Origin of the sequence: Streptomyces sp. NPDC101194, from assembly GCF_044767885.1 — a bacterium.
Taxonomy (GTDB): Bacteria; Actinomycetota; Actinomycetes; order Streptomycetales; family Streptomycetaceae; genus Streptomyces.
Map to the genome: position 1 here is coordinate 615,403 of NZ_JBIWOS010000004.1, position 18,899 is coordinate 634,301.

The following is an 18,899-nucleotide window of genomic DNA, read 5'->3' on the forward strand; positions in this document are numbered from 1 at the left end:
CCCCGGCACCGGGCTCCGGCATTCGGCTCCGTTCCGGTTCGAGTGTGTGCCGCCCGACGTAAGGAGCGGCCTTGCCATCAGTGTCTTTGCGCTCACCGCCGTGGTCCGCCGTGAGAGGCCGCTGATTCCGGTTGGCCCTCGGCCCGGAGTTGTCCCGGGGCGGCGGTTCCGCGCTTCCTCGCGGCCGGGACCGGTGGATCCTGGATGCGTGAATCCGGCCATTCACCCGGGGTTCGCGTCCACGACGCCCCGGGGTGGCAGCCTCCCTCTGACCGGAAGGCACGGGGCCCCGGCCGGACAGGGACAGGAAGGCGTACGGGCATGGAGAGCGGACCTGCGGTCTTCGCCGGAACGGCGTTCGCGCTGTTCGGCGCCGCGCTGCTGCTGTGGACGGGGTCACGCGTGCTGCACCGCGCGCCGGTGGCGCAGGGTGTGAGCCCCATCGCTTCTGCCACTCTCGCCACTGTGTTCGGCGTACTTTTTCTCGTCCTCGGTGTGTGGTGCTTCACTCGCATCTGATCCACCCCCCACCGGACCCGCCCGGGAGCCCGGGGGCCCGAGGGCCCGCGCCGGGGAACACGCCCGGACCGACCGCACTTCACCACCTGCGCCCGCGCCGCCGTCACAGCGACCAGAAACCCGCAGGCAGCGGCCGCGCGTGCGATGGGCCGGGCAGTCCGGGCGGCAGGAATGGCGGAAGTCGGGTTACCGTTCGAGTGGCCGTTGCGGGCTTTTGCCGTTTGACACGGGGGCGGGTTGTACCGTCACACTCCGCAGCGACAGCACCGTCGGCAGCGTCATGGCGCTGCCCGGATGCCCACTGAGTGTCGACCGGAGAGAAGAGCGAAGTTGTCCCCGACCAGCGAGACCGCACAGGGCGGCCGCCGACTCGTCATCGTCGAGTCGCCTGCCAAGGCGAAGACGATCAAGGGCTACCTCGGCCCCGGATACGTCGTCGAGGCGAGCGTCGGGCACATCCGCGACCTGCCGAACGGCGCCGCCGAGGTCCCCGACGAGTACACCGGCGAGGTCCGTCGGCTCGGTGTCGACGTCGAGCATGACTTCCAGCCCGTCTACGTCGTCAACGCGGACAAGAAGGCGCAGGTCAGGAAGCTCAAGCAGCTGCTTGCCGAGTCCGACGAACTCTTCCTCGCCACCGATGAGGACCGCGAGGGCGAAGCCATCGCGTGGCACCTGCAGGAAGTTCTGAAGCCCAAGGTCCCGGTCCACCGGATGGTCTTCCACGAGATCACCAAGGACGCGATCCGGGAGGCCGTCGCCAATCCGCGCGAGCTCAACCAGCGCATGGTCGACGCCCAGGAGACGCGCCGCATCCTCGACCGGCTCTACGGCTACGAGGTCTCGCCGGTCCTGTGGAAGAAGGTCATGCCGCGACTGTCGGCCGGCCGGGTCCAGTCCGTGGCGACCCGTCTCGTCGTCGAGCGGGAGCGCGAGCGCATCGCCTTCCGTTCCGCCGAGTACTGGGACCTGACCGGCACGTTCGCCACCGGCCGCGCCGGTGACGCCTCCGATCCGTCGACGCTCGCCGCCCGTCTCAGCGCGGTCGACGGCCGCCGCGTCGCCCAGGGCCGTGACTTCGGTCCGGACGGGCAGCTGAAGTCCGGTTCCGGCCAGGTGCTGCACCTGGACGAGACGAACGCCCGTGCCCTGGCCGCCGCGCTCGCCGACGCCAGGTTCGCCGTGCGGTCCGTCGAATCGAAGCCGTACCGCCGCTCCCCGTACGCCCCGTTCCGTACGACGACCCTCCAGCAGGAGGCGAGCCGGAAGCTGGGCTTCGGTGCCAAGGCCACCATGCAGGTCGCGCAGAAGCTGTACGAGAACGGCTTCATCACCTACATGCGTACGGACTCCACGACCCTCTCGGACACCGCGGTCTCCGCGGCGCGGGCACAGGTCACGCAGCTGTACGGTGCCGACTACCTGCCGGACAAGCCGCGCACGTACGCCGGGAAGGTCAAGAACGCGCAGGAGGCGCACGAGGCGATCCGCCCCTCCGGCGACCGCTTCCGCACCCCGGCCGAGACCGGCCTCAGCGGCGACCAGTTCCGGCTCTACGAGCTGATCTGGAAGCGGACCGTCGCCTCCCAGATGAAGGACGCGGTCGGCAACTCCGTCACCGTCAAGATCGGCGGCCGGGCGAGTGACGGTCGCGACGCCGAGTTCTCCGCGTCCGGCAAGACGATCACCTTCCACGGCTTCATGAAGGCCTACGTGGAAGGCGCGGACGACCCGAACGCCGAGCTCGACGACCGTGAGCGGCGCCTTCCGCAGGTCGCCGAGGGTGACGCGCTCTCCGCCGAGGAGATCGCGGTCGACGGGCACGCCACCAAGCCGCCGGCCCGTTACACCGAGGCCTCGCTGGTCAAGGAGCTCGAAGAGCGCGAGATCGGCCGCCCGTCGACGTACGCCTCGATCATCGGCACGATCCTGGACCGCGGCTACGTCTTCAAGAAGGGCACGGCGCTCGTTCCGTCCTTCCTCTCCTTCGCCGTGGTCAACCTGCTGGAGAAGCACTTCGGCCGGCTCGTCGACTACGACTTCACCGCGAAGATGGAGGACGACCTCGACCGCATCGCGCGGGGCGAGGCCCAGTCCGTGCCGTGGCTGAAGCGCTTCTACTTCGGTGCGGGCGACGACACGGCGGGAGCGGGCGCGGCCTCCGACGCGGGCAACGGCGACGGCGACCACCTCGGCGGACTGAAGGAGCTCGTCACCGACCTCGGCGCGATCGACGCGCGCGAGATCTCCTCCTTCCCCGTCGGCAACGAGATCAAGCTCCGGGTCGGTCGTTACGGTCCGTACATCGAGCGCGGTGAGAAGGACTCCGAGGGACACCAGCGCGCGGACGTGCCGGAGGACCTGGCACCCGACGAGCTGTCCGTGGAGTACGCGGAGGAACTGCTGGCCAAGCCGAGCGGCGACTTCGAGCTCGGTGCGGACCCGATCACCGGGCACCAGATCATCGCGAAGGACGGGCGTTACGGCCCGTACGTCACCGAGGTGCTGCCCGAGGGCACCCCGAAGACCGGCAAGAACGCGGTGAAGCCGCGGACGGCCTCGCTCTTCAAGTCCATGTCGCTGGACACGGTGACGCTGGCCGACGCGCTCAAGCTGATGTCGCTGCCGCGTGTCGTCGGCGAGGACGCCGAAGGCGTGGAGATCACCGCGCAGAACGGCCGCTACGGCCCGTATCTGAAGAAGGGCACGGACTCGCGTTCGCTGACCTCCGAGGAACAGCTCTTCGACATCACCCTCGACGAGGCTCTCGCGATCTACGCCCAGCCCAAGCAGCGCGGCCGCGCCGCCGCCAAGCCGCCGCTGAAGGAGCTGGGAACCGACCCGGTGAGCGGTGCTCCGGTCGTGGTCAAGGACGGGCGCTTCGGTGCGTACGTCACCGACGGGGAGACCAACGCGACGCTCCGGACCGGTGACAGCGTCGAGACCATCACGCCGGAGCGCGGCTACGAGCTGCTCGCCGAGAAGCGCGCCAAGGGGCCCGCCAAGAAGAAGACGGCGAAGAAGGCTCCGGCCAAGAAGGCGACCGCGAAGAAGGCGGTGGCCAAGAAGACCACGGCGGCCAAGAAGACGGCGGCGAAGAAGACCGCGGCGAAGAAGACGACGACCGCGAAGAAGACGACGGCCGCCAAGAAGGCGACCGCGGCGAAGAAGACGACGGCGGCGTCCGTGGAGGACTGACCGCAGAAGCGGTCCGATCGCCGGAGGGGCTGGGTCTTCCAGCCCCTCCGGCGTCTGCGTACCGGGGGTGTGTGCGAGGGGCGGAGCCCGTGCAGCGGGGCCGTTCCGGTCCGTGAGGGGGAGGGTGACCGGGCCCGGTACCCCGTCCCTCGGGCGCCGAAAGGGCTCGAAGGGGCGGGGCACGGCGCCTCGGTCGCCGGGGCAGGAACGCCCTCAAGCGCCCATATGTTCGGGCGGGGCCTCCGGGGACCCCACCGCTCCGGATAGGCTGGGCGGATGACGCGAGCCGAGCAGCCAACGGTCGTGAGCCCCACCTCCGACACACTTGCCGCAGACTCACGCGAGCGCGCCGTACGAGCCCTGTTGCGCGTTCCCCCGCTGAAGCGGTTGTGGAGCGCCCAGCTCGTCGGTGGTATCGGCGATGCACTCGCCCTTCTCGTGCTGGTGCTGATGTCGCTGCAAGCGGCGGTCCTTGAGGGCTCATTCGGAGCCGGGTACCGAGGGGCGGCGTTCGCCGTCGCCGCGGTGTTCGGTGCCCGGATCCTTGCCACCCTGCTCTTCGGAGCCGTACTCCTGGGGCCGCTGACGACGCTCACCGCGCCAGGAGGACCGCTGGACCGGCGGTGGCTGATGATCGGCACGGACGGGCTGCGGCTCGCGCTGCTGGTCGTCGCGCCGCTGTGGATCGACTGGATGCCCGACAAGGCACTCATGATGATCCTGATCACCGTCTTCGTCGTCGGTGCGAGCGAACGCCTGTGGACGGTCGCCAAGGACGGCGCGGCGCCGGCACTGCTGCCCGCCCCGCCCCCCGAGGGCGCCGCGGTACGTCCCCTGCCCGACCGCCTCGACGCATTGCGCCGGCTCTCCCTCCGTACCGACTTCGCCGCCGTCCCGGCCGCCGCGGTCGTCCTGCTGATCGCCACGCTCATCGGCAACCTGCTGGGCTCGGGGCTGGAGTGGTTCTCGCTCCACCAGGCGGCCCTCGGCTCGTACGTCGCGGCCGGGCTCTTCTCGGCCTCCATCTCGACCCTGTACTTCCTGGAGCTGCCGGGTTCGCAGACGCCCCGCCCGCGCTCGCCGCTGGAGGGCCTGCGCCGGCCGTCGACCGGCAGCGGCCCCGACAAGGGCCGCACCGGAGCCGTACCGCTGATCGTCGGCGCCTCGGCCGCGGTCGCCGGAGCGATCGCCGCAGCCGCCGCCGTCGCCGTACTGCACGCCACCGAGCTGGGCGGCGGACCCGCCACCTTCGCCCTGCTGGTCCTCGGACTGACCGGAGCCACCGGGGTCGGCATCCGTACCGCCGGCAAGGTGCTGCCCGCGCTGTCGCGGCGCAGGCTGCTCGCCCTGGCCATCGCCGTCACCGGTGTCGCGCTCCTCGCCATGGGCCTCGTGCCGGACACCGCGACCGTGCTCATGATCGCGGTGCTCGCCGGTTACGCGGCGGGCGTGGCCGCCCACACCGGCCATGTCCTGGTCGACCAGGAGACCGAGGAGTTCCGCCGGGCCAGGACCACGGAGCACCTCCAGGCCGTCGTACGGGTCCTCATCGCACTCGGCGCGCTCGCGGGGCCGCTGCTGGCCGCGGCGATCGGCGCCCACCGGCTGAGCTCCGGAGGCTTCGTCTTCGCCCACGGCGGAGCGGCCTTCGCCCTGATGCTGATCGGCGCCCTGCTGCTGCCCGTCGCCGTGATCGTCCTCGCCAGAACGGACGACCGTTCCGGCGTGCCGTTGCGCCGCGACCTGCGTGAGGCGCTGCGCGGCGGCGACCCGGCCGTCGCCCCCGCCGCGACCGGATTCTTCCTCGCCCTGGAGGGAGGCGACGGCGCCGGCAAGTCCACCCAGGTCGAGGCGCTCGCCGATTGGATCCGCGCCAAGGGCCACGAGGTCGTCGTCACCCGCGAGCCGGGCGCGACCCCGGTCGGCAAGCGGCTGCGCTCGATCCTGCTCGACGTGTCGTCGGCCGGGCTCTCCAACCGGGCCGAGGCACTGCTGTACGCCGCCGACCGCGCCGAGCACGTCGACTCGGTCGTCCGCCCGGCGCTGGAGCGTGGCGCGATCGTCATCTCCGACCGCTACATCGACTCGTCCGTCGCCTACCAGGGCGCGGGCCGTGATCTCTCCCCGACCGAGATCGCCCGGATCTCGCGCTGGGCGACGAGCGGACTGGTACCGCATCTGACGGTGCTGCTGGACGTCGCCCCGGAGACGGCGCGGGAACGGTTCACCGAGGCCCCCGACCGGCTGGAGTCCGAGCCGCCCGAGTTCCATGCCCGGGTGCGGTCCGGTTTCCTGACGCTGGCCGCCGCCGACCCGACCCGCTACCTGGTGGTGGACGCGGGCCAGGATCCGGAAGTGATCACCACGGTCGTACGCCACCGGCTCGACCAGCTCCTTCCGCTCTCCGAGGCCGAGATCAAGGCCCAGGAGGAGGCGCGCAAGGCGGCCGAGGAGGAGGCCCGGCGCAAGGCCGAGGAGGAAGCGGCCCGCAAGGCCGAGGAGGAGCGGCTGGAGCGCGAGCGGCAGGAACAGCTCGCCAAGCTCCGTGCCGAGGAGGAGGAGCGCAAGCGCCGAGAGCTGGAGGAGGCGCGTCGGCGCGAGGAGGAACGCCAGGCCGAGGAAGCCAGGCAGCGTGCCGAGGAGGCCCGGCGCAAGGCCGAGGAGGAGCGGGTCAGGCTGGAGGCCGAGGAGGCGGCCCGCGAGGCCGAGCAGGCCAGGCTGCGCAGGCAGGCCGAGGAGGAGGCCCGGCTGCGCAAGGAGGCCGAGGCACGGCGACTGGAGAAGCAGCGCAAGGCCGAGGAGGCGCTGCTGCGGGCCGAGGCGACCCGTCGGCAGGCCGAGGCCGACGCGGCTGCCGCCGCGGAGGCGGCACGCGCCGAGGCTGCCGCGGCGGCGTCCGTACCGGACAACGAGATCACGGTGCCGACACCGATCGTCAGCCCGAACGACGTGACGCAGCAGGTGCCTTCGCCGGGTACCCCGACCGCGCCGTCCGACGAGGCGGAAACCGCGATGATCCCGAAGATCCACGACCGGTCGGAACGGGCCGACTCCTCCGACCAGCGGTCCGACCGGCCCGGCGCCGCCGGTGCCGCGGACGAGACGACGGTGCTTCCTCCGGTACGGGACACCCGGGACAGCCATGGTGCTTGGAACGCTCGGGAGATGAATCCGTCGGACCGGGTTCCGCGGGGCATCTTCCGTGACGAGCGCCCGGCGGGCGCCGCGCCGGAGCGCGAGAACGAGCGCACGCGCGAGCTTCCGCAGATGGGCGACCCGGGCGCGGGCACCCAGCAGCCGGTTCAGGACCACTGGGACGATCAGGAGGGCCAGGAGCGTCGGGGCCGGCGCCCTCGTCCCGACTGGGCCGAGGAGACTCCGCTGGACGATCTGCCCACGCTGGCGGACGAACTGCTCGGCGACCACCGCGACGACGAGGGCTCGGGCCCCTCGGGCCGGGGACGCCGACCGCGCCGCTGATCCGCGACGGCTGCCGGGCGGGTCCGACGAACCGTGCCGCCGGGCAGCCGTGCCGCCGGGATTGTCAGACCCGTCCCCCACAATGGGAAGTCGGATCGGGAGTTCGGATCAGAAGGCCGGGCTCCGGAAGCCGGATCCGAACGAGCGAAGCGGGTTGCGGGCCGGGCAAGCGGGGCCTGGGCCTGGGCCACGGGATCGGGGGAAGCGGGACCCGGCCGGGTACGCCGGATCCGGGCCGGGTACGCCGGATCCGGGCCGGGTACGCCGGACCGGCAAGCAGTGACATCACAGCCGCGCGGCCGCGTCGCACCACAGCCGTGCGGCCGCACACCACCGGAAGGGCGATGACCCATGACCGTATGGGACGACCTGGTCGGCCAGGACCGGGTGCAGGAGCAGCTCGGTGCCGCCGCTCGGGACGCCGATGCGCTGGTCACCGCCGACGCGGCGGGGGAGCAGGTGCCGCCCGGGTCGAAGATGACCCATGCCTGGTTGTTCACCGGGCCACCCGGTTCCGGCCGTTCCACGGCCGCCCGGGCCTTCGCCGCCGCACTCCAGTGCACCAGCCCCGACCGCGCCCTGGGGGGCGCACCGGGCTGCGGCTTCTGCGACGGCTGTCACACCAGCCTCATCGGTACGCACGCCGATGTCGAGGTGGTCCGTACGGATCTGCTCTCCATCGGTGTGAAGGAGACCCGCGAGCTGGTCCGCCGTGCCCAGCTCTCCCCGGCCGTCGGCCGTTGGCAGGTCATCGTCCTGGAGGACGCCGACCGGCTCACCGAAGGCGCGGGGAACGTCCTGCTGAAGGCGGTCGAGGAGCCCGCGCCGCGCACGGTGTGGCTGCTCTGCGCACCCTCTCTCGAGGACGTGCTGCCCACGATTCGTTCCCGCTGCCGTCATCTCACGCTGCGCACGCCCCCGGTCGACGCGGTCGCCGACGTGCTGATCCGGCGTGATGGCATCGATCCGGAGCGGGCCGCGTCCGCAGCCCGTGCCACCCAGGGCCACATCGGCAGGGCCCGCCGCCTCGCCACCGACGAGAGAGCCCGTTCCCGTCGGGCCGCCGTTCTCAAGCTCCCGCTGCGGGTCGAGGACATCGGGGGCTGTCTCAAGGCCGCCCAGGAGCTGATCGACACCGCCACCGACGACGCCAAGCAGGTCTCGGAGGAGGTCGACGCCAAGGAGACGGAGGAGATGAAGGCCGCGCTCGGCGCAGTCGCCGGGGGACGGATGCCGCGCGGTACGGCGGGGGTGATGAAGGAGCTGGAGGACAGGCAGAAGCGCCGCAAGACCCGTACGCAGCGTGACAGTCTCGATCTCGCCCTCACCGACCTGACCGGCTTCTACCGCGATGTGCTGGCCATCCAGTTGGGCTCGCGGATCGCCATCGCCAACGCGGACGCAGAGGACGCCCTCGACCGCGTCGCCCGCTCGTCCACGCCCGAGCGCACCCTGCGCCGGATAGAGGCGGTGATCGCCTGCCGGCGGGCGCTGGACCGCAATGTGGCGCCGCTGCTCGCGGTGGAGGCGATGACGATGGCACTGCGCGCGGGCTGACGCCGCTTCGCACCGCCGCTCGTCACCACGGCCCGCCGCTGCGCGTCGTCATCACCGCATGTCGCTGCTTTCACCCGTACGGGCGGAGAACCGGGCGAGCGGCCGAGCGGCGACTACGCTCCGGGGATGGACACCAGGCGCCCGCTCCGCATCTTCGCCATCGCCCTCGGCGCTGTCGGCCTCCTCGTCTCCGGCTGCAGCGGCGGAAGTTCGACGAACGCCTCACCGTCCTCCACCCCGCCGACCGTCCCCGCCGCGCTCAAGACGTACTACGCGCAACAACTGGACTGGCGGGACTGCGGCGTCGAGGGATTCCAGTGCACGACGATGCGGGCGCCGCTGGACTACGCCGAACCGGACGGCGGCGACATCGAACTGGCCGTCTCCCGGGTGAAGGCCACCGGACCCGGCGAGCGGATCGGCACCCTCCTGGTGAACCCCGGTGGCCCCGGCGGCTCGGCCATCGGCTATCTGCAGGATTACGCGGGCATCGGCTACCCCGCCCAGGTCAGGGCCCGCTACGACATGGTCGCGATCGATCCACGCGGAGTGGCCCGGAGCGAGCCCGTCGAGTGCCTCACCGGTCCGCAGATGGACGCCTACACCCAGGTCGACCAGACCCCGGACGACGCCGCCGAGGTCGAGCGGCTGAGCGCCGCCTACGAACAGTTCGCGAGCGGCTGCGAGCGGCACTCCGGCAAGATCCTTCCGCATGTCTCCACCGTCGAGACGGCCCGCGACATGGACGTGCTGCGGTCCCTGCTCGGCGACGAGAAGCTGCACTACGTCGGGGCGTCGTACGGTACGTATCTCGGCGCGACGTACGCCGAGCTGTTCCCCGCCCGGGTCGGCCGCCTCGTCCTGGACGGCGCGATGGACCCGTCTCTCTCGTCTCTCGACGTCAACCGTGATCAGACCGCCGGCTTCGAGACCGCGTTCCAGTCCTTCGCCGCCGACTGTGTGAAGAAGGCGGGCTGCCCGCTCGGCACCACCTCCGCCGCCGACGCGGCCGTGCGCCTCAAGCGGCTCTTCGCGGGCCTCGACGCCAGGCCCGTCCCCACCGGCGACTCCCGCGAGCTCACCGAGTCCCTCGCCACCACCGGGGTCATCGCCGCCATGTACGACGAGTCGGCCTGGCCCCAGCTCCGCGACGCCCTCGCCGGCGCCGAGAAGGGCGACGGCTCCGGCCTGCTCTCCCTGGCGGACGGCTACTACGAACGCGAACCGAACGGCACGTACGCGAATCTGATGTCCGCCAACACGGCCGTGAACTGCCTGGACCTGCCGCCCGCCTTCGCCGACGCCGATGCCGCCGCGCGGGCACTTCCGGGCTTCGAGAAGGCGTCCCCGGTCTTCGGCAGGACCTTCACCTGGGCAGCACTGAACTGCGCCCACTGGCCGGTCCGGCCCACCGGAACCCCTCACCGCATCGAGGCGAAGGGCGCGGCCCCGATCGTCGTGGTCGGCACCACCCGCGACCCGGCCACCCCGTACAAGTGGGCCCGGTCCCTGGCCGGCCAGCTCTCCTCCGGCACGCTCCTCACCTACCGCGGCGACGGCCACACGGCGTACGGCCGAGGCAGCGACTGCATCGACACGGCGATCAACACCTATCTCCTGGACGGCACCCCGCCGGCCGACGGCAAGCAGTGCTCCTGAGCGTGCCGGCCTGCCGCCGAACGGCCGCCGGCCCTCACCGCCCCCTTGCTGACCTGCGAGAACGGCCCGCAGCAGGGCTGGTACGGAGCACCCCCGGAAACTGTGTAGACTTGGCGACGCTGCTGATCGCACCATAGTGCGACAGGGCGCGCCGCCTTAGCTCAGTTGGCCAGAGCAACGCACTCGTAATGCGTAGGTCTCGGGTTCGAATCCCGAAGGCGGCTCAAGTGAAACCCCAGGTCACGTAGTCCGTGACCTGGGGTTTTGTCGTGGCTGGGGCGTGACGGGGCGGATCGGTGAACCCGTGAACCGCGAACCCGGCCCTGACGCGCGCCTCGGTGGGGGAGACGGGCCGGCCCGGTCCGCGGGCGCGGTGCTCGGGCGGTGGCGCGTCGTGGCCAGGGAGTGTCGCCCGGTCCTATGCCCGGGACGCTGCGTGCGGCAGCGTCTTCGACGCCCGTTCGTCCGCGTCCGCCAGCCAGAAGTACACGGGCGGCAGGGCGAGTTCGATCGCGGCCAGGACCAACTGGAACGAGTCCGGCCGCCCTGCCACGGCGAGCGACGGCAGACGGCTGAGTCCACCCAGCAGGAAGACGCCCGACAGCCACCGCACCGCGCGTGCCGGGATCGGTGTCCGGCGGGCGGCCCACAGCCACGCCAGGCCGTACCCGGCGAAGATCGCCCCGAAGAAGCGGCCCAGGCTGTCCACTGTCGCACCGGCCGCATGGGCGCCCGGAATCGCGGCGTTTCCCAGCACCATGTGGAGGAACCCGATCGCCACGCAGGCGACCCCCATCGTCAGTGCGAGCACCTTGAGAGTCCTGGCCATGACCCACCGCCCCAGCGTTGGTTGACATCTGTCTACCAAGCTATGCCCGGCTAGTAGACGCGTGTCAAGTAGTCTTCGGTCGTGCCTCCCCGTCAACGACTCAGTCCTGCCGACCGTCGAGCCCGGTTCCTCGCCGTGGGCGCGCGCCTCTTCGCCGCCCGTCCGTACGAAGAGGTGTTGATGGAGGATGTCGCCGAAGAGGCGGGCGTCTCCCGTGCGCTGCTCTACCGTCACTTCCCGGGCAAACGCGACCTGTTCGCCGCGGTCTACCAGCAGGCGGCCGACCAACTGCTCGTCAACACCCGGTTCGACCCGACGCAGACCCTCGTCGAGCAGCTCACCGAGGGCCTGGACGCGCATCTCGACTACTTCATCGAGAACAGGAACGCCGTCCTCGCCGCGAACCGGGTCCTCGTCGGCGACCCGGTCATCCAGACGATCATGAACGACGAGCTCGACGCCCTGCGCGCCGGCCTGCTCAATGTGCTCCCCCTGGCCGACGAGAATGCCCGCGAGGCCGTCTCCGGAGTCCTGAAGAGCTGGCTGGTGTTCGTCCAGGTGCTCTGCGTCGACTGGCTCACCCGGGAAACCTGCAGCCGCGCCGAACTGCGCGATGTCTGCATCGGCGCCGTGCTGGGCGCCATCCGTCCCCTGCTCGCGGTCGATCCCGCATCCGACTGGCCGCGCTGAGACGCGGCGGCCTCGGTGTCGTCCGCCCCCGGCCCCGTGCAACCCCGGGCCGGATCCGTGCCGATGCCGTCGGGGAGGACCGGTCCGCGTGGGCGAGGGCGGTCCGGACGGGCCGGGGCGCGGTGTGCCGGTTCACTGCGTGAGCTCGGTGATCAGTGACGTGGCCCGGTCGATGAGGGCCGTCTCGTGCGCGCTCGTCATCGGGTCGGCGGCGCGCCGGGAGGCGGCTTCGGCGAGGTGGTGGGCGGGTATGCCGCCGGAGGCGGAGAGATGCGGGACCAGGGCTTCCAGCAGGGCGCGGGCACCCGCCGCCGCAAGAGACCGGGGATCGACCGCGACCTGGGCGACGATCAGGGCCGACATGGCCCGGTCGCCGGCCGGTGCGCCCTCCCTGGTGTTGCTCCAGTCGATCACCACCGGGCCCCGGGGCGTCAGCATCACGTTGTCCGGGTGCAGGTCGAGATGGAGAATCCGGTCCCCGGGGTGTGGGGAGAGCCGGGCCGGGACGGTATGGAGTTCGGCGAGGAGAGCGGCCAGCATGGCGCCGGCCTCGGCGGCGGAGATGTCTCCGGACAGCAGGGACCTCAGCATCGTCGGACCGCTCAGCCGCTGCAGCATCAGGTCGCGGGGAGCCGTTCGGGCGTCGCGGGGGCCGAGCCGGGGCACCGGGTAGCCGTGGGCGCTGAGGTAGGACATGACCGTCCACTCATGAGTGGCGTCCGTTCCGTCGCGGTAACGGCGCAGCACCCACTTCTCGTCGAGCGCGTACACATCAGCGGACCGTCCGGCACCCAGAAGCTCACCTATTCGCATGGGGCGAACCTATGGGCACCGGCGGCGGTACGGGGAGGTCACCAGCGCATGTGGACGTCCTCGGCCCAGCCGAGGAGCTGATCCACGGTGATCTCGCGGCCCTCGTCGTCCCGGACGAGGCCGGTGTAGTGGCCGAAGCACTGGTCGGTGCGGTTGGCGATCAGACCGGCGTCGGTGCGGGTGGAGCGGTTGTGGAAAGGGGTGAACGTCAGGTCCACCGCGGGCCGTTCGCCCGCGGATGTGATGGTCCACGGGGCCATGAAGTCGGTGGGCGACCAGCGCCACTCCAACTCCTCCCCGATCTTGGTGAGTCGGCCGTCCACGCAGAGCGCGTTCTCGGTCGCGCCGGTGCCCCGGGTCCAGCGGCCGCCGAACTGCAGACCCACCGTGTGGCCGCCCGTGCGCCCCGAGGCGGCTCCCCAGTTCCAGTCGACCGAGCGCGGCCACCGCCCCCGGCCGTGGTCGAGCACGGCCCAGGCGTCCTCACCGAACTCCAGGACCCTGTCACCGATCCGGACCGTACCGGAGGCGGGGCGGGCCGTGTGCTTCGACGTGTACTGGAAGCGGCGTCCGCTCCACGGCACGACGACGGACAACGTCTCGTGGCCGGCGGGCAGAGAGGCGAAGAGGTCCACCTCCACGGTCTCCGCAGCCTCCTCGGTTCCCCGCGTGCCCCTGGCGCCCTGCGGTGAGCGCGGCGTCAGGCAACGGGCTCGCAGCCGGGTGCCGCCGTCCTCCGCATGGATCTCGATCCTGACCTTGCCGCCGGTGGGGCGCTGCGGACCGACCACCACGGCGGGCGAGCCGGCCGCGCCCGCGATCACTTCCGGGAGACGGACGCTGCGCCCGCCGGGAACGATCGAGGTGCGCTCGAACTCGCGCCCCTGCGGTCCGTATTCCAGTACGTACACCGTGTTCAGGGCCAGGAAGTCGAGGTCGCTCACCGTCAGGGCGACGAGATGGGTCGGGGTGGTCACGCACCAGTACTCCCAGCGCTTGGTCCGCCCCCAGCCCCGAAGATTCGCCCGGTGCAGCGGCTGCCTGGACCAGCCGCGGGCCGCCGGGTTCAGCCGGCCGTCCGGCAGGCACAGGTCGACGGGTTCGGTGATCTCGTGCTCATGCGTGGCCATGCGCGGAGCCTAAGGGCTTTCGGCCGAGGGCCCCATAACGCGAAGTGAGGGGGAGGACGGGATCTCCTGAGGGTGACGTGTACGCGGCTACGTTGGCGGCAATTCCCCCGAAATCAAGGAGAGTTCCGTGGAGAGGACCATCCTCCGCAGACGTGCCCTGGCCGCGTGCACCGCCGGCGTGGCCGTCGGTGTACTCGCGCTCGCCGGCCTGACCGGCAGCGCGTCCGCCGATCCCGCTCCCCACCTCCCCACCCCCACCGTCGCGGGCACCGAACAGCTCTCGCCCGGTCTGCTGAAGGCCATGCGGCGCGACCTCGGACTGACCGCCTCCGAGGCGCGCGACAGGATCGGCAACGAGTCGCGGGCCGCCGCCGTCGCCGCCGGTCTGCGGTACTCCCTGGGCGCGGACTTCGCCGGGGCCCGGGTGAGCGGTGACGACGCCGCGCTGACCGTCGCCACCACCGACGCCGCGGACGCCGCCCGTGTCCGACGGGCCGGTGCCCGGCCCGTCGTCGTCGAGCACAGCCTGGCCGAACTCGAATCCGCCAAGGCCGCGTTGGACCGGGTCGCGTTGCGCGAGGCCCCGCTGGACATACCCGCCTGGTACGTCGACGTGGCCACCAATCGTGTGGTCGTGCAGGCCGCCCGTGCCTCGGCCGCCGATGCCTTCCTCGCCGCGGCGGACGTGCCGCACGCAGTGGTGACGGTGAGCCGGTCGGCCGAGCGGCCCCGTACCTTCACGGATCTGCGGGGTGGTGACGCCTACTACATGAACGGCTCCGGGCGCTGCTCCATCGGCTTCCCCGTGAAGCGCGGCAGTGGCCAGTCCGGTTTCGTCAGCGCCGGTCACTGCGGCACACCCGGGGTCAGCACCAGCGGCTACAACCAGCAGGCCCAGGGCTCCTTCCAGGGCTCCACCTTCCCCGGCCGCGACTACTCCTGGGTCGCCACCAACACCAACTGGACGCCGCGCGCCCTGGTCAACGGGTACGGCAACGGCGATGTGACGGTCACCGGATCCACCGAGGCGCTGGAGGGCTCGTCGGTCTGCCGCTCGGGTTCGACGACGGGCTGGCACTGCGGAACGGTGCAGCAGCGCAACACCAGCGTCACCTACCAGGAGGGCACCGTCTCCGGGGTCACCCGCACCAACGTGTGCGCCGAACCCGGCGACTCCGGTGGTTCGTTCGTCTCCGGCAGCCAGGCGCAGGGCGTCACGTCCGGCGGCTCCGGCAACTGCTCCCAGGGCGGTACGACGTACTTCCAGCCGGTGAACCCGGCGCTCCAGGCGTACGGACTCACCCTGGTCACCAGTGGCACCCCGACCGATCCGACGGACCCGCCGACCGACCCGGGCGGCAGCTGGGCGGCGGGGACCACGTACGCGGCGGGCGACGTCGTGACCTACGGCTCCGGCAGTTACCGCTGCCTGCAGGCGCACCTGGCGCAGCCCGGCTGGACGCCGCCGAACGTGCCGGCGCTCTGGCAGCAGCTGTAGGGACTCCGTCCGGATCACACCGCGCTCGCACGCCCCGGGCAGAACGGTGGCACCGATCCGGTCTGATCCGAAGAGAAGCCCGGCCCCGGCGGCCCCGGGCGAGGCCGCCGCCGAACACCGCGCCCGCCCGGCTCACGCTCCGGCCTCCCGGCCGGGCGGCGCGCACCCCCGCTCCGCTCTGTGTCATGCACGTGCCCTTCCCCCATCCCGAGGAATCAGCCATGACCCCAGAAGTGAACGAAGGTTCCGGCGACGACCGCCGGATCAGCCGCAAGACCCTCCTCAAGGCCGCTCTCGTCGCCGGTGCCGTCCCGCTGCTCGCCGGGGGTGGCGTCGCGCTGGCCCGCGATGGCGGGACCGGGGGCCGGCCCCTGGCCCCCACCCCGAACTGCGACGACGGCGACGGACCGACCCACGAGCAGATCGAAGGCCCCTACTTCAAGCCCAACTCCCCGCTCCGTACGAGCCTGGTGACCGGCAGCACGCCCGGTGTCCGGCTGACCGTCAGCGGATACGTCTTCGGTCGGGCCTGCAAGCCCATCCCCGGAGTGCTCCTCGATTTCTGGCAGGCCGACACCAACGGCGCGTACGACATGGGCGGGTACGCGTTCCGCGGCCACCAGTTCACCGACCGGTCGGGGGCCTTCACCCTGACCACGATCGTGCCGGGGCTGTACCCCGGCCGGACGCGGCACATCCATGTCAAGGCTCAGGCGCCCGGTTCGGGCATCCTGACCACCCAGCTGTACTTCCCCGACGAGCCGCGCAACAACACGGACACCCTCTTCGACCCGGCGCTCCTCATGAACGTCCGGGCCGTCGGCTCCGCCGAGGAAGGGACCTTCGACTTCGTCCTCGACGTCGCCCAGGACCCGACCGACCCGACCGACCCGACCGATCCGCCGACCGACCCGCCCGGCTCCACCTGGGCGGCCGGAACGCTCTACAACGCGGGAGACCGCGTCACCTACGGCGGGGTCGCGTACCGCTGTCTGCAGGCGCACTCGGCCATGACCGGCTGGGAACCGCCGAACGTCCCCGCGCTGTGGGAACGCGGGTAGACACGCAGCACGGCAAAGGCGTACCACCGCTGCGCGGGTGTGCCCCGGGGTTTCCCTCGCGGGGCGCACGCCGCGCCCGGTCCGGACCGGAGCTTCTCATCCGGTCCGGACCCTTCCCCTTCCGCAGAGGGACACGGACCGGGAGGACACGGGCGCGGGCACGGGAACGGGAACGGACCAGGAGGACACGGTCGCGGCTGCGCCCGTCCGTCCGGCCGACGAGCGCCCGGCCGGCCGCGGAGTAGCCTGGATGTGTACGGCTCCCGACGAGCCGCTTCTGTCGGCCTGCGTGTCGAAGGGGGCCGGTATTGCAATGAATACCCTGGTCACCGTCGTGGTCGTCCTCGCGATGATCGCGATCGCGGCGTTCGTCATCCATCGGCTCAATGCCCGGCATCGTCATCAGCATCTGCGTCCCGCGCGTTACGACCACGGGCTGGCCGGATTCGGCGAACAGACCGCTCGGGGCGCCCGGCACGCGCCGGGACCCGACGCGCGGCCGGGTACGGGAGAACAGCGGGGGCGCGGGGAGTCCGGCACGCCCGGCTCCGGTGCGTGAGCGGCCGACCGGCTACTTCGCGTCCGAATAGCGCTCCACCACCGCAGTCGTGAACGGAAAGCGCACCGGCGTGTCGCCGAAGACGGTTCGCCCGGCGGTGTCACCCGCCGACCGGATCGCCTCCACGACCGCCTCGGCCTCCTCCTGCGGACAGTGCACGATCACCTCGTCGTGCTGGAAGAAGACCAGTTCGGCCCGGAGCCCGGCGGCGAGGAGCGACCGGCGGAGGGCGGCGAGGAGCAACAGCGCCCAGTCGGCCGCGCTGCCCTGCACCACGAAGTTGCGGGTGAAGCGGCCCCGTGCGCGGGCATGGGACGACGCGTATCCCGGCGTGAACCGACCGTCGCCGGAAGGCGGTTCGGCGCTCTCCTGCGGAATGCCGGCTTCGTCGTCGTCACCGCTCCCGGCCGCGGGGGGACTGGTCCGGCCCAGATACGTCCGTACGAGGCGCCCCTCCTCGCCCGCTTTCGCGGCGTCGTCGACATAGGCCACGGCCAGCGGGAATCTTCGGCGCAGGGCGGCCAGATTCTTCAGGCCGTCGCCCGAGGTCTGGCCGTAGATCGCGCCCAGCAGGGCGAGCTTGGCGTGGTCCCGGTCGCCGTGGAAGGCCCGGTCCGACAACGCGGTGTAGAGATCGCCGTCATGGCCCGCCACCTCCATCAGACCGCGGTCGCGGGAGATCGCGGCGAGGACCCTGGGTTCCATCTGGTCGGCGTCCGCCACGACCAGGCGCCAGCCCTCGTCGGCGACGACCGCCCGACGTATCACCTTGGGGATCTGCAGCGCCCCTCCGCCGTTGGTCGTCCAGCGCCCGCTGACCGAGCCGCCCGGCTGGTACTCGGGGCGGAAACGCCCGTCGCGCACCCAGTCCTGGAGCCAGCTCCAGCCGTGCGCCGTCCAGATCCGGTACAGCTTCTTGTACCGGATGAGGGGCTCCACCGCGGGATGGTCCAGCTCCTCGATCTCCCAGCGCCGGGTGGACTTCACCTTGATGCCGGCCTGTGCGAAGGCCTTCACGACGTCGGCGGGGAGGTCGGGGCGGACCCGTCTGCCGAAGGCGGCCGACACCTCGTCGGCCAGCTCGGCCAGTCTGCGGGGCTCGCCGCCGCCCGCGTAGCGCTCGCCGAGCAGCTCCTGGAGCACGTCCCGGTGGACATCGGCGCGCCAGGGGAGCCCGGAACGGTTCATCTCGGCGGCGACCAGCATGCCCGCCGATTCGGCGGCCGTCAGCAGGCGCATCCGGCCCGGGTGCGCCGTGGCGTCATGGCGGCGGAGCTGGTCGGCGTAGACCTGGAGCAGGCCGTCGAACGGCAGGCCGGTGCCGGACCGCGGCTCGAAGAGGGAGGACTGCGAGCCGGGCTCGGCGGAGCGCTGCGGCGGATCGGGGGGCACGGGGGCGCCGTGCAGACGGGCGTGGGCGGCGGCGGCGGAACGGGGTTCGCCGAGGCGGCCCTCATGGGCGAGGAGGAGGGATTCGGCGACCTCGACGTCGTAGCAGCGGGCCACCGGGACACCCGCGGAGAGCAGGCGCGGGTAGATCTCGGCAGTGGACCGCCAGACCCAGCGCGTGACCTCCGGGCGGGAGCGGACGGCCTCCACGAGGTCCGTCTCGGTCAGGACCGGGGCGGTGGGCAGGCCGGTGGAGTCCAGCGGGGCGAGCAGGGCGCCGCCGGTCTCCGTGGCGGCCAGAGCCCAACGTTCGGTCATGTGGTCGAGTCTGGCACCCGGCACTGACACGGGCGCGGTGGCGCGGCGCGGGTCGGCGGGAGGCCGTGGACCGCATGGGGACGCGGGGCGGCAGGTGATGCGGCGTGGGGGGGGGGCCCCCCCCGGGGGGGGGGGGCCCCCCCCCCCCGGGGGGGCCCCCCCCCCCCCCCGCCCCCCCCCCCCCCCCGAGCGGGCCGCG

At 72.1% G+C, this 18,899-nt stretch carries 13 protein-coding genes and 1 tRNA gene; 10 read left to right on the plus strand and 4 right to left on the minus strand.

Annotation, left to right across the window (positions count from 1 at the left end; all coding sequences use genetic code 11):
* Positions 1-321 precede the first annotated feature (321 nt).
* The 6 genes from ACIRP2_RS19420 to ACIRP2_RS19445 all read left to right on the plus strand — a co-directional run bounded on the left by ACIRP2_RS19420 (position 322) and on the right by ACIRP2_RS19445 (position 10,637).
* Complete coding sequence (locus tag ACIRP2_RS19420) at positions 322-519, plus strand: hypothetical protein (protein ID WP_351076972.1); 198 nt, start codon at positions 322-324, stop codon at positions 517-519.
* Positions 520-849: 330 nt separating this feature from the next.
* A complete protein-coding gene (topA, locus tag ACIRP2_RS19425) occupies positions 850-3,717 on the plus strand; it encodes a type I DNA topoisomerase (protein ID WP_404251758.1) in 2,868 nt (955 codons plus the stop codon).
* A gap of 276 nt (positions 3,718-3,993) precedes the next feature.
* Positions 3,994-7,197, plus strand: a complete 3,204-nt coding sequence (gene tmk, locus ACIRP2_RS19430; RefSeq protein WP_404251760.1) for a dTMP kinase — start codon at positions 3,994-3,996, stop codon at positions 7,195-7,197.
* 351 nt (positions 7,198-7,548) lie between these two features.
* Entirely contained in the window at positions 7,549-8,754 is a 1,206-nt protein-coding gene (locus ACIRP2_RS19435) for a DNA polymerase III subunit delta' (protein ID WP_404251762.1), read from the plus strand.
* Positions 8,755-8,880: 126 nt separating this feature from the next.
* A complete protein-coding gene (locus ACIRP2_RS19440) occupies positions 8,881-10,413 on the plus strand; it encodes an alpha/beta hydrolase (protein ID WP_404251764.1) in 1,533 nt (510 codons plus the stop codon).
* Positions 10,414-10,563: 150 nt separating this feature from the next.
* Positions 10,564-10,637, plus strand: a tRNA-Thr gene (locus tag ACIRP2_RS19445).
* A 194-nt stretch (positions 10,638-10,831) separates the two neighbouring features.
* On the opposite strand, the gene ACIRP2_RS19450 is transcribed toward ACIRP2_RS19445, so the two are convergent.
* A complete protein-coding gene (locus ACIRP2_RS19450; protein ID WP_404251766.1) occupies positions 10,832-11,242 on the minus strand; it encodes a DUF4345 domain-containing protein in 411 nt (136 codons plus the stop codon).
* Between the two features lie 81 nt (positions 11,243-11,323).
* Here ACIRP2_RS19450 and ACIRP2_RS19455 point away from each other — a divergent pair, with 81 nt between their 5' ends.
* Complete coding sequence (locus tag ACIRP2_RS19455) at positions 11,324-11,932, plus strand: TetR/AcrR family transcriptional regulator (RefSeq protein ID WP_404251768.1); 609 nt, start codon at positions 11,324-11,326, stop codon at positions 11,930-11,932.
* 132 nt (positions 11,933-12,064) lie between these two features.
* Here ACIRP2_RS19455 and ACIRP2_RS19460 read toward each other — a convergent pair whose 3' ends face one another.
* Together ACIRP2_RS19460 and ACIRP2_RS19465 are read right to left on the minus strand one after the other, a co-directional pair.
* Positions 12,065-12,745 (minus strand): phosphotransferase, encoded by a 681-nt coding sequence (locus ACIRP2_RS19460; RefSeq protein ID WP_404251770.1) that lies wholly within the window; start codon positions 12,743-12,745, stop codon positions 12,065-12,067.
* Between the two features lie 38 nt (positions 12,746-12,783).
* The gene (locus tag ACIRP2_RS19465; protein ID WP_404251772.1) at positions 12,784-13,875 is read right to left on the minus strand and encodes a DUF2804 domain-containing protein; all 1,092 of its coding nucleotides are present in this window, start codon (positions 13,873-13,875) and stop codon (positions 12,784-12,786) included.
* A gap of 127 nt (positions 13,876-14,002) precedes the next feature.
* On the opposite strand from ACIRP2_RS19465, the gene ACIRP2_RS19470 reads away from it, so the two are divergent.
* The 3 genes from ACIRP2_RS19470 (at position 14,003) to ACIRP2_RS19480 (ending at position 16,993) form a co-directional block, all read left to right on the plus strand.
* Positions 14,003-15,373 carry an alpha-lytic protease prodomain-containing protein gene (locus ACIRP2_RS19470; protein ID WP_404251774.1) on the plus strand — a complete coding sequence of 457 codons (1,371 nt, stop codon included), beginning with the start codon at positions 14,003-14,005 and terminating at the stop codon, positions 15,371-15,373.
* Between the two features lie 221 nt (positions 15,374-15,594).
* The gene (locus tag ACIRP2_RS19475; RefSeq protein WP_404251776.1) at positions 15,595-16,434 is read left to right on the plus strand and encodes a carbohydrate-binding protein; all 840 of its coding nucleotides are present in this window, start codon (positions 15,595-15,597) and stop codon (positions 16,432-16,434) included.
* Positions 16,435-16,747: 313 nt separating this feature from the next.
* Positions 16,748-16,993 (plus strand): hypothetical protein, encoded by a 246-nt coding sequence (locus ACIRP2_RS19480; protein WP_404251778.1) that lies wholly within the window; start codon positions 16,748-16,750, stop codon positions 16,991-16,993.
* 12 nt (positions 16,994-17,005) lie between these two features.
* Here ACIRP2_RS19480 and ACIRP2_RS19485 read toward each other — a convergent pair whose 3' ends face one another.
* Complete coding sequence (locus tag ACIRP2_RS19485) at positions 17,006-18,700, minus strand: bifunctional 3'-5' exonuclease/DNA polymerase (RefSeq protein WP_404251780.1); 1,695 nt, start codon at positions 18,698-18,700, stop codon at positions 17,006-17,008.
* Positions 18,701-18,899 lie beyond the last annotated feature (199 nt).

Excerpts from the sequence above, each read along its gene's own strand:
- ACIRP2_RS19420 (WP_351076972.1), top strand. The coding sequence starts at position 322 with ATGGAGAGCGGACCTGCGGTCTTCGCCGGAACGGCGTTCGCGCTGTTC.
- tmk (WP_404251760.1), top strand. The coding sequence starts at position 3,994 with ATGACGCGAGCCGAGCAGCCAACGGTCGTGAGCCCCACCTCCGACACA.
- ACIRP2_RS19435 (WP_404251762.1), top strand. The coding sequence starts at position 7,549 with ATGACCGTATGGGACGACCTGGTCGGCCAGGACCGGGTGCAGGAGCAG.
- ACIRP2_RS19440 (WP_404251764.1), top strand. The coding sequence starts at position 8,881 with ATGGACACCAGGCGCCCGCTCCGCATCTTCGCCATCGCCCTCGGCGCT.
- ACIRP2_RS19450 (WP_404251766.1), bottom strand. The coding sequence starts at position 11,242 with ATGGCCAGGACTCTCAAGGTGCTCGCACTGACGATGGGGGTCGCCTGC.
- ACIRP2_RS19460 (WP_404251770.1), bottom strand. The coding sequence starts at position 12,745 with ATGCGAATAGGTGAGCTTCTGGGTGCCGGACGGTCCGCTGATGTGTAC.
- ACIRP2_RS19465 (WP_404251772.1), bottom strand. The coding sequence starts at position 13,875 with ATGGCCACGCATGAGCACGAGATCACCGAACCCGTCGACCTGTGCCTG.
- ACIRP2_RS19475 (WP_404251776.1), top strand. The coding sequence starts at position 15,595 with ATGACCCCAGAAGTGAACGAAGGTTCCGGCGACGACCGCCGGATCAGC.
- ACIRP2_RS19480 (WP_404251778.1), top strand. The coding sequence starts at position 16,748 with ATGAATACCCTGGTCACCGTCGTGGTCGTCCTCGCGATGATCGCGATC.
- ACIRP2_RS19485 (WP_404251780.1), bottom strand. The coding sequence starts at position 18,700 with ATGACCGAACGTTGGGCTCTGGCCGCCACGGAGACCGGCGGCGCCCTG.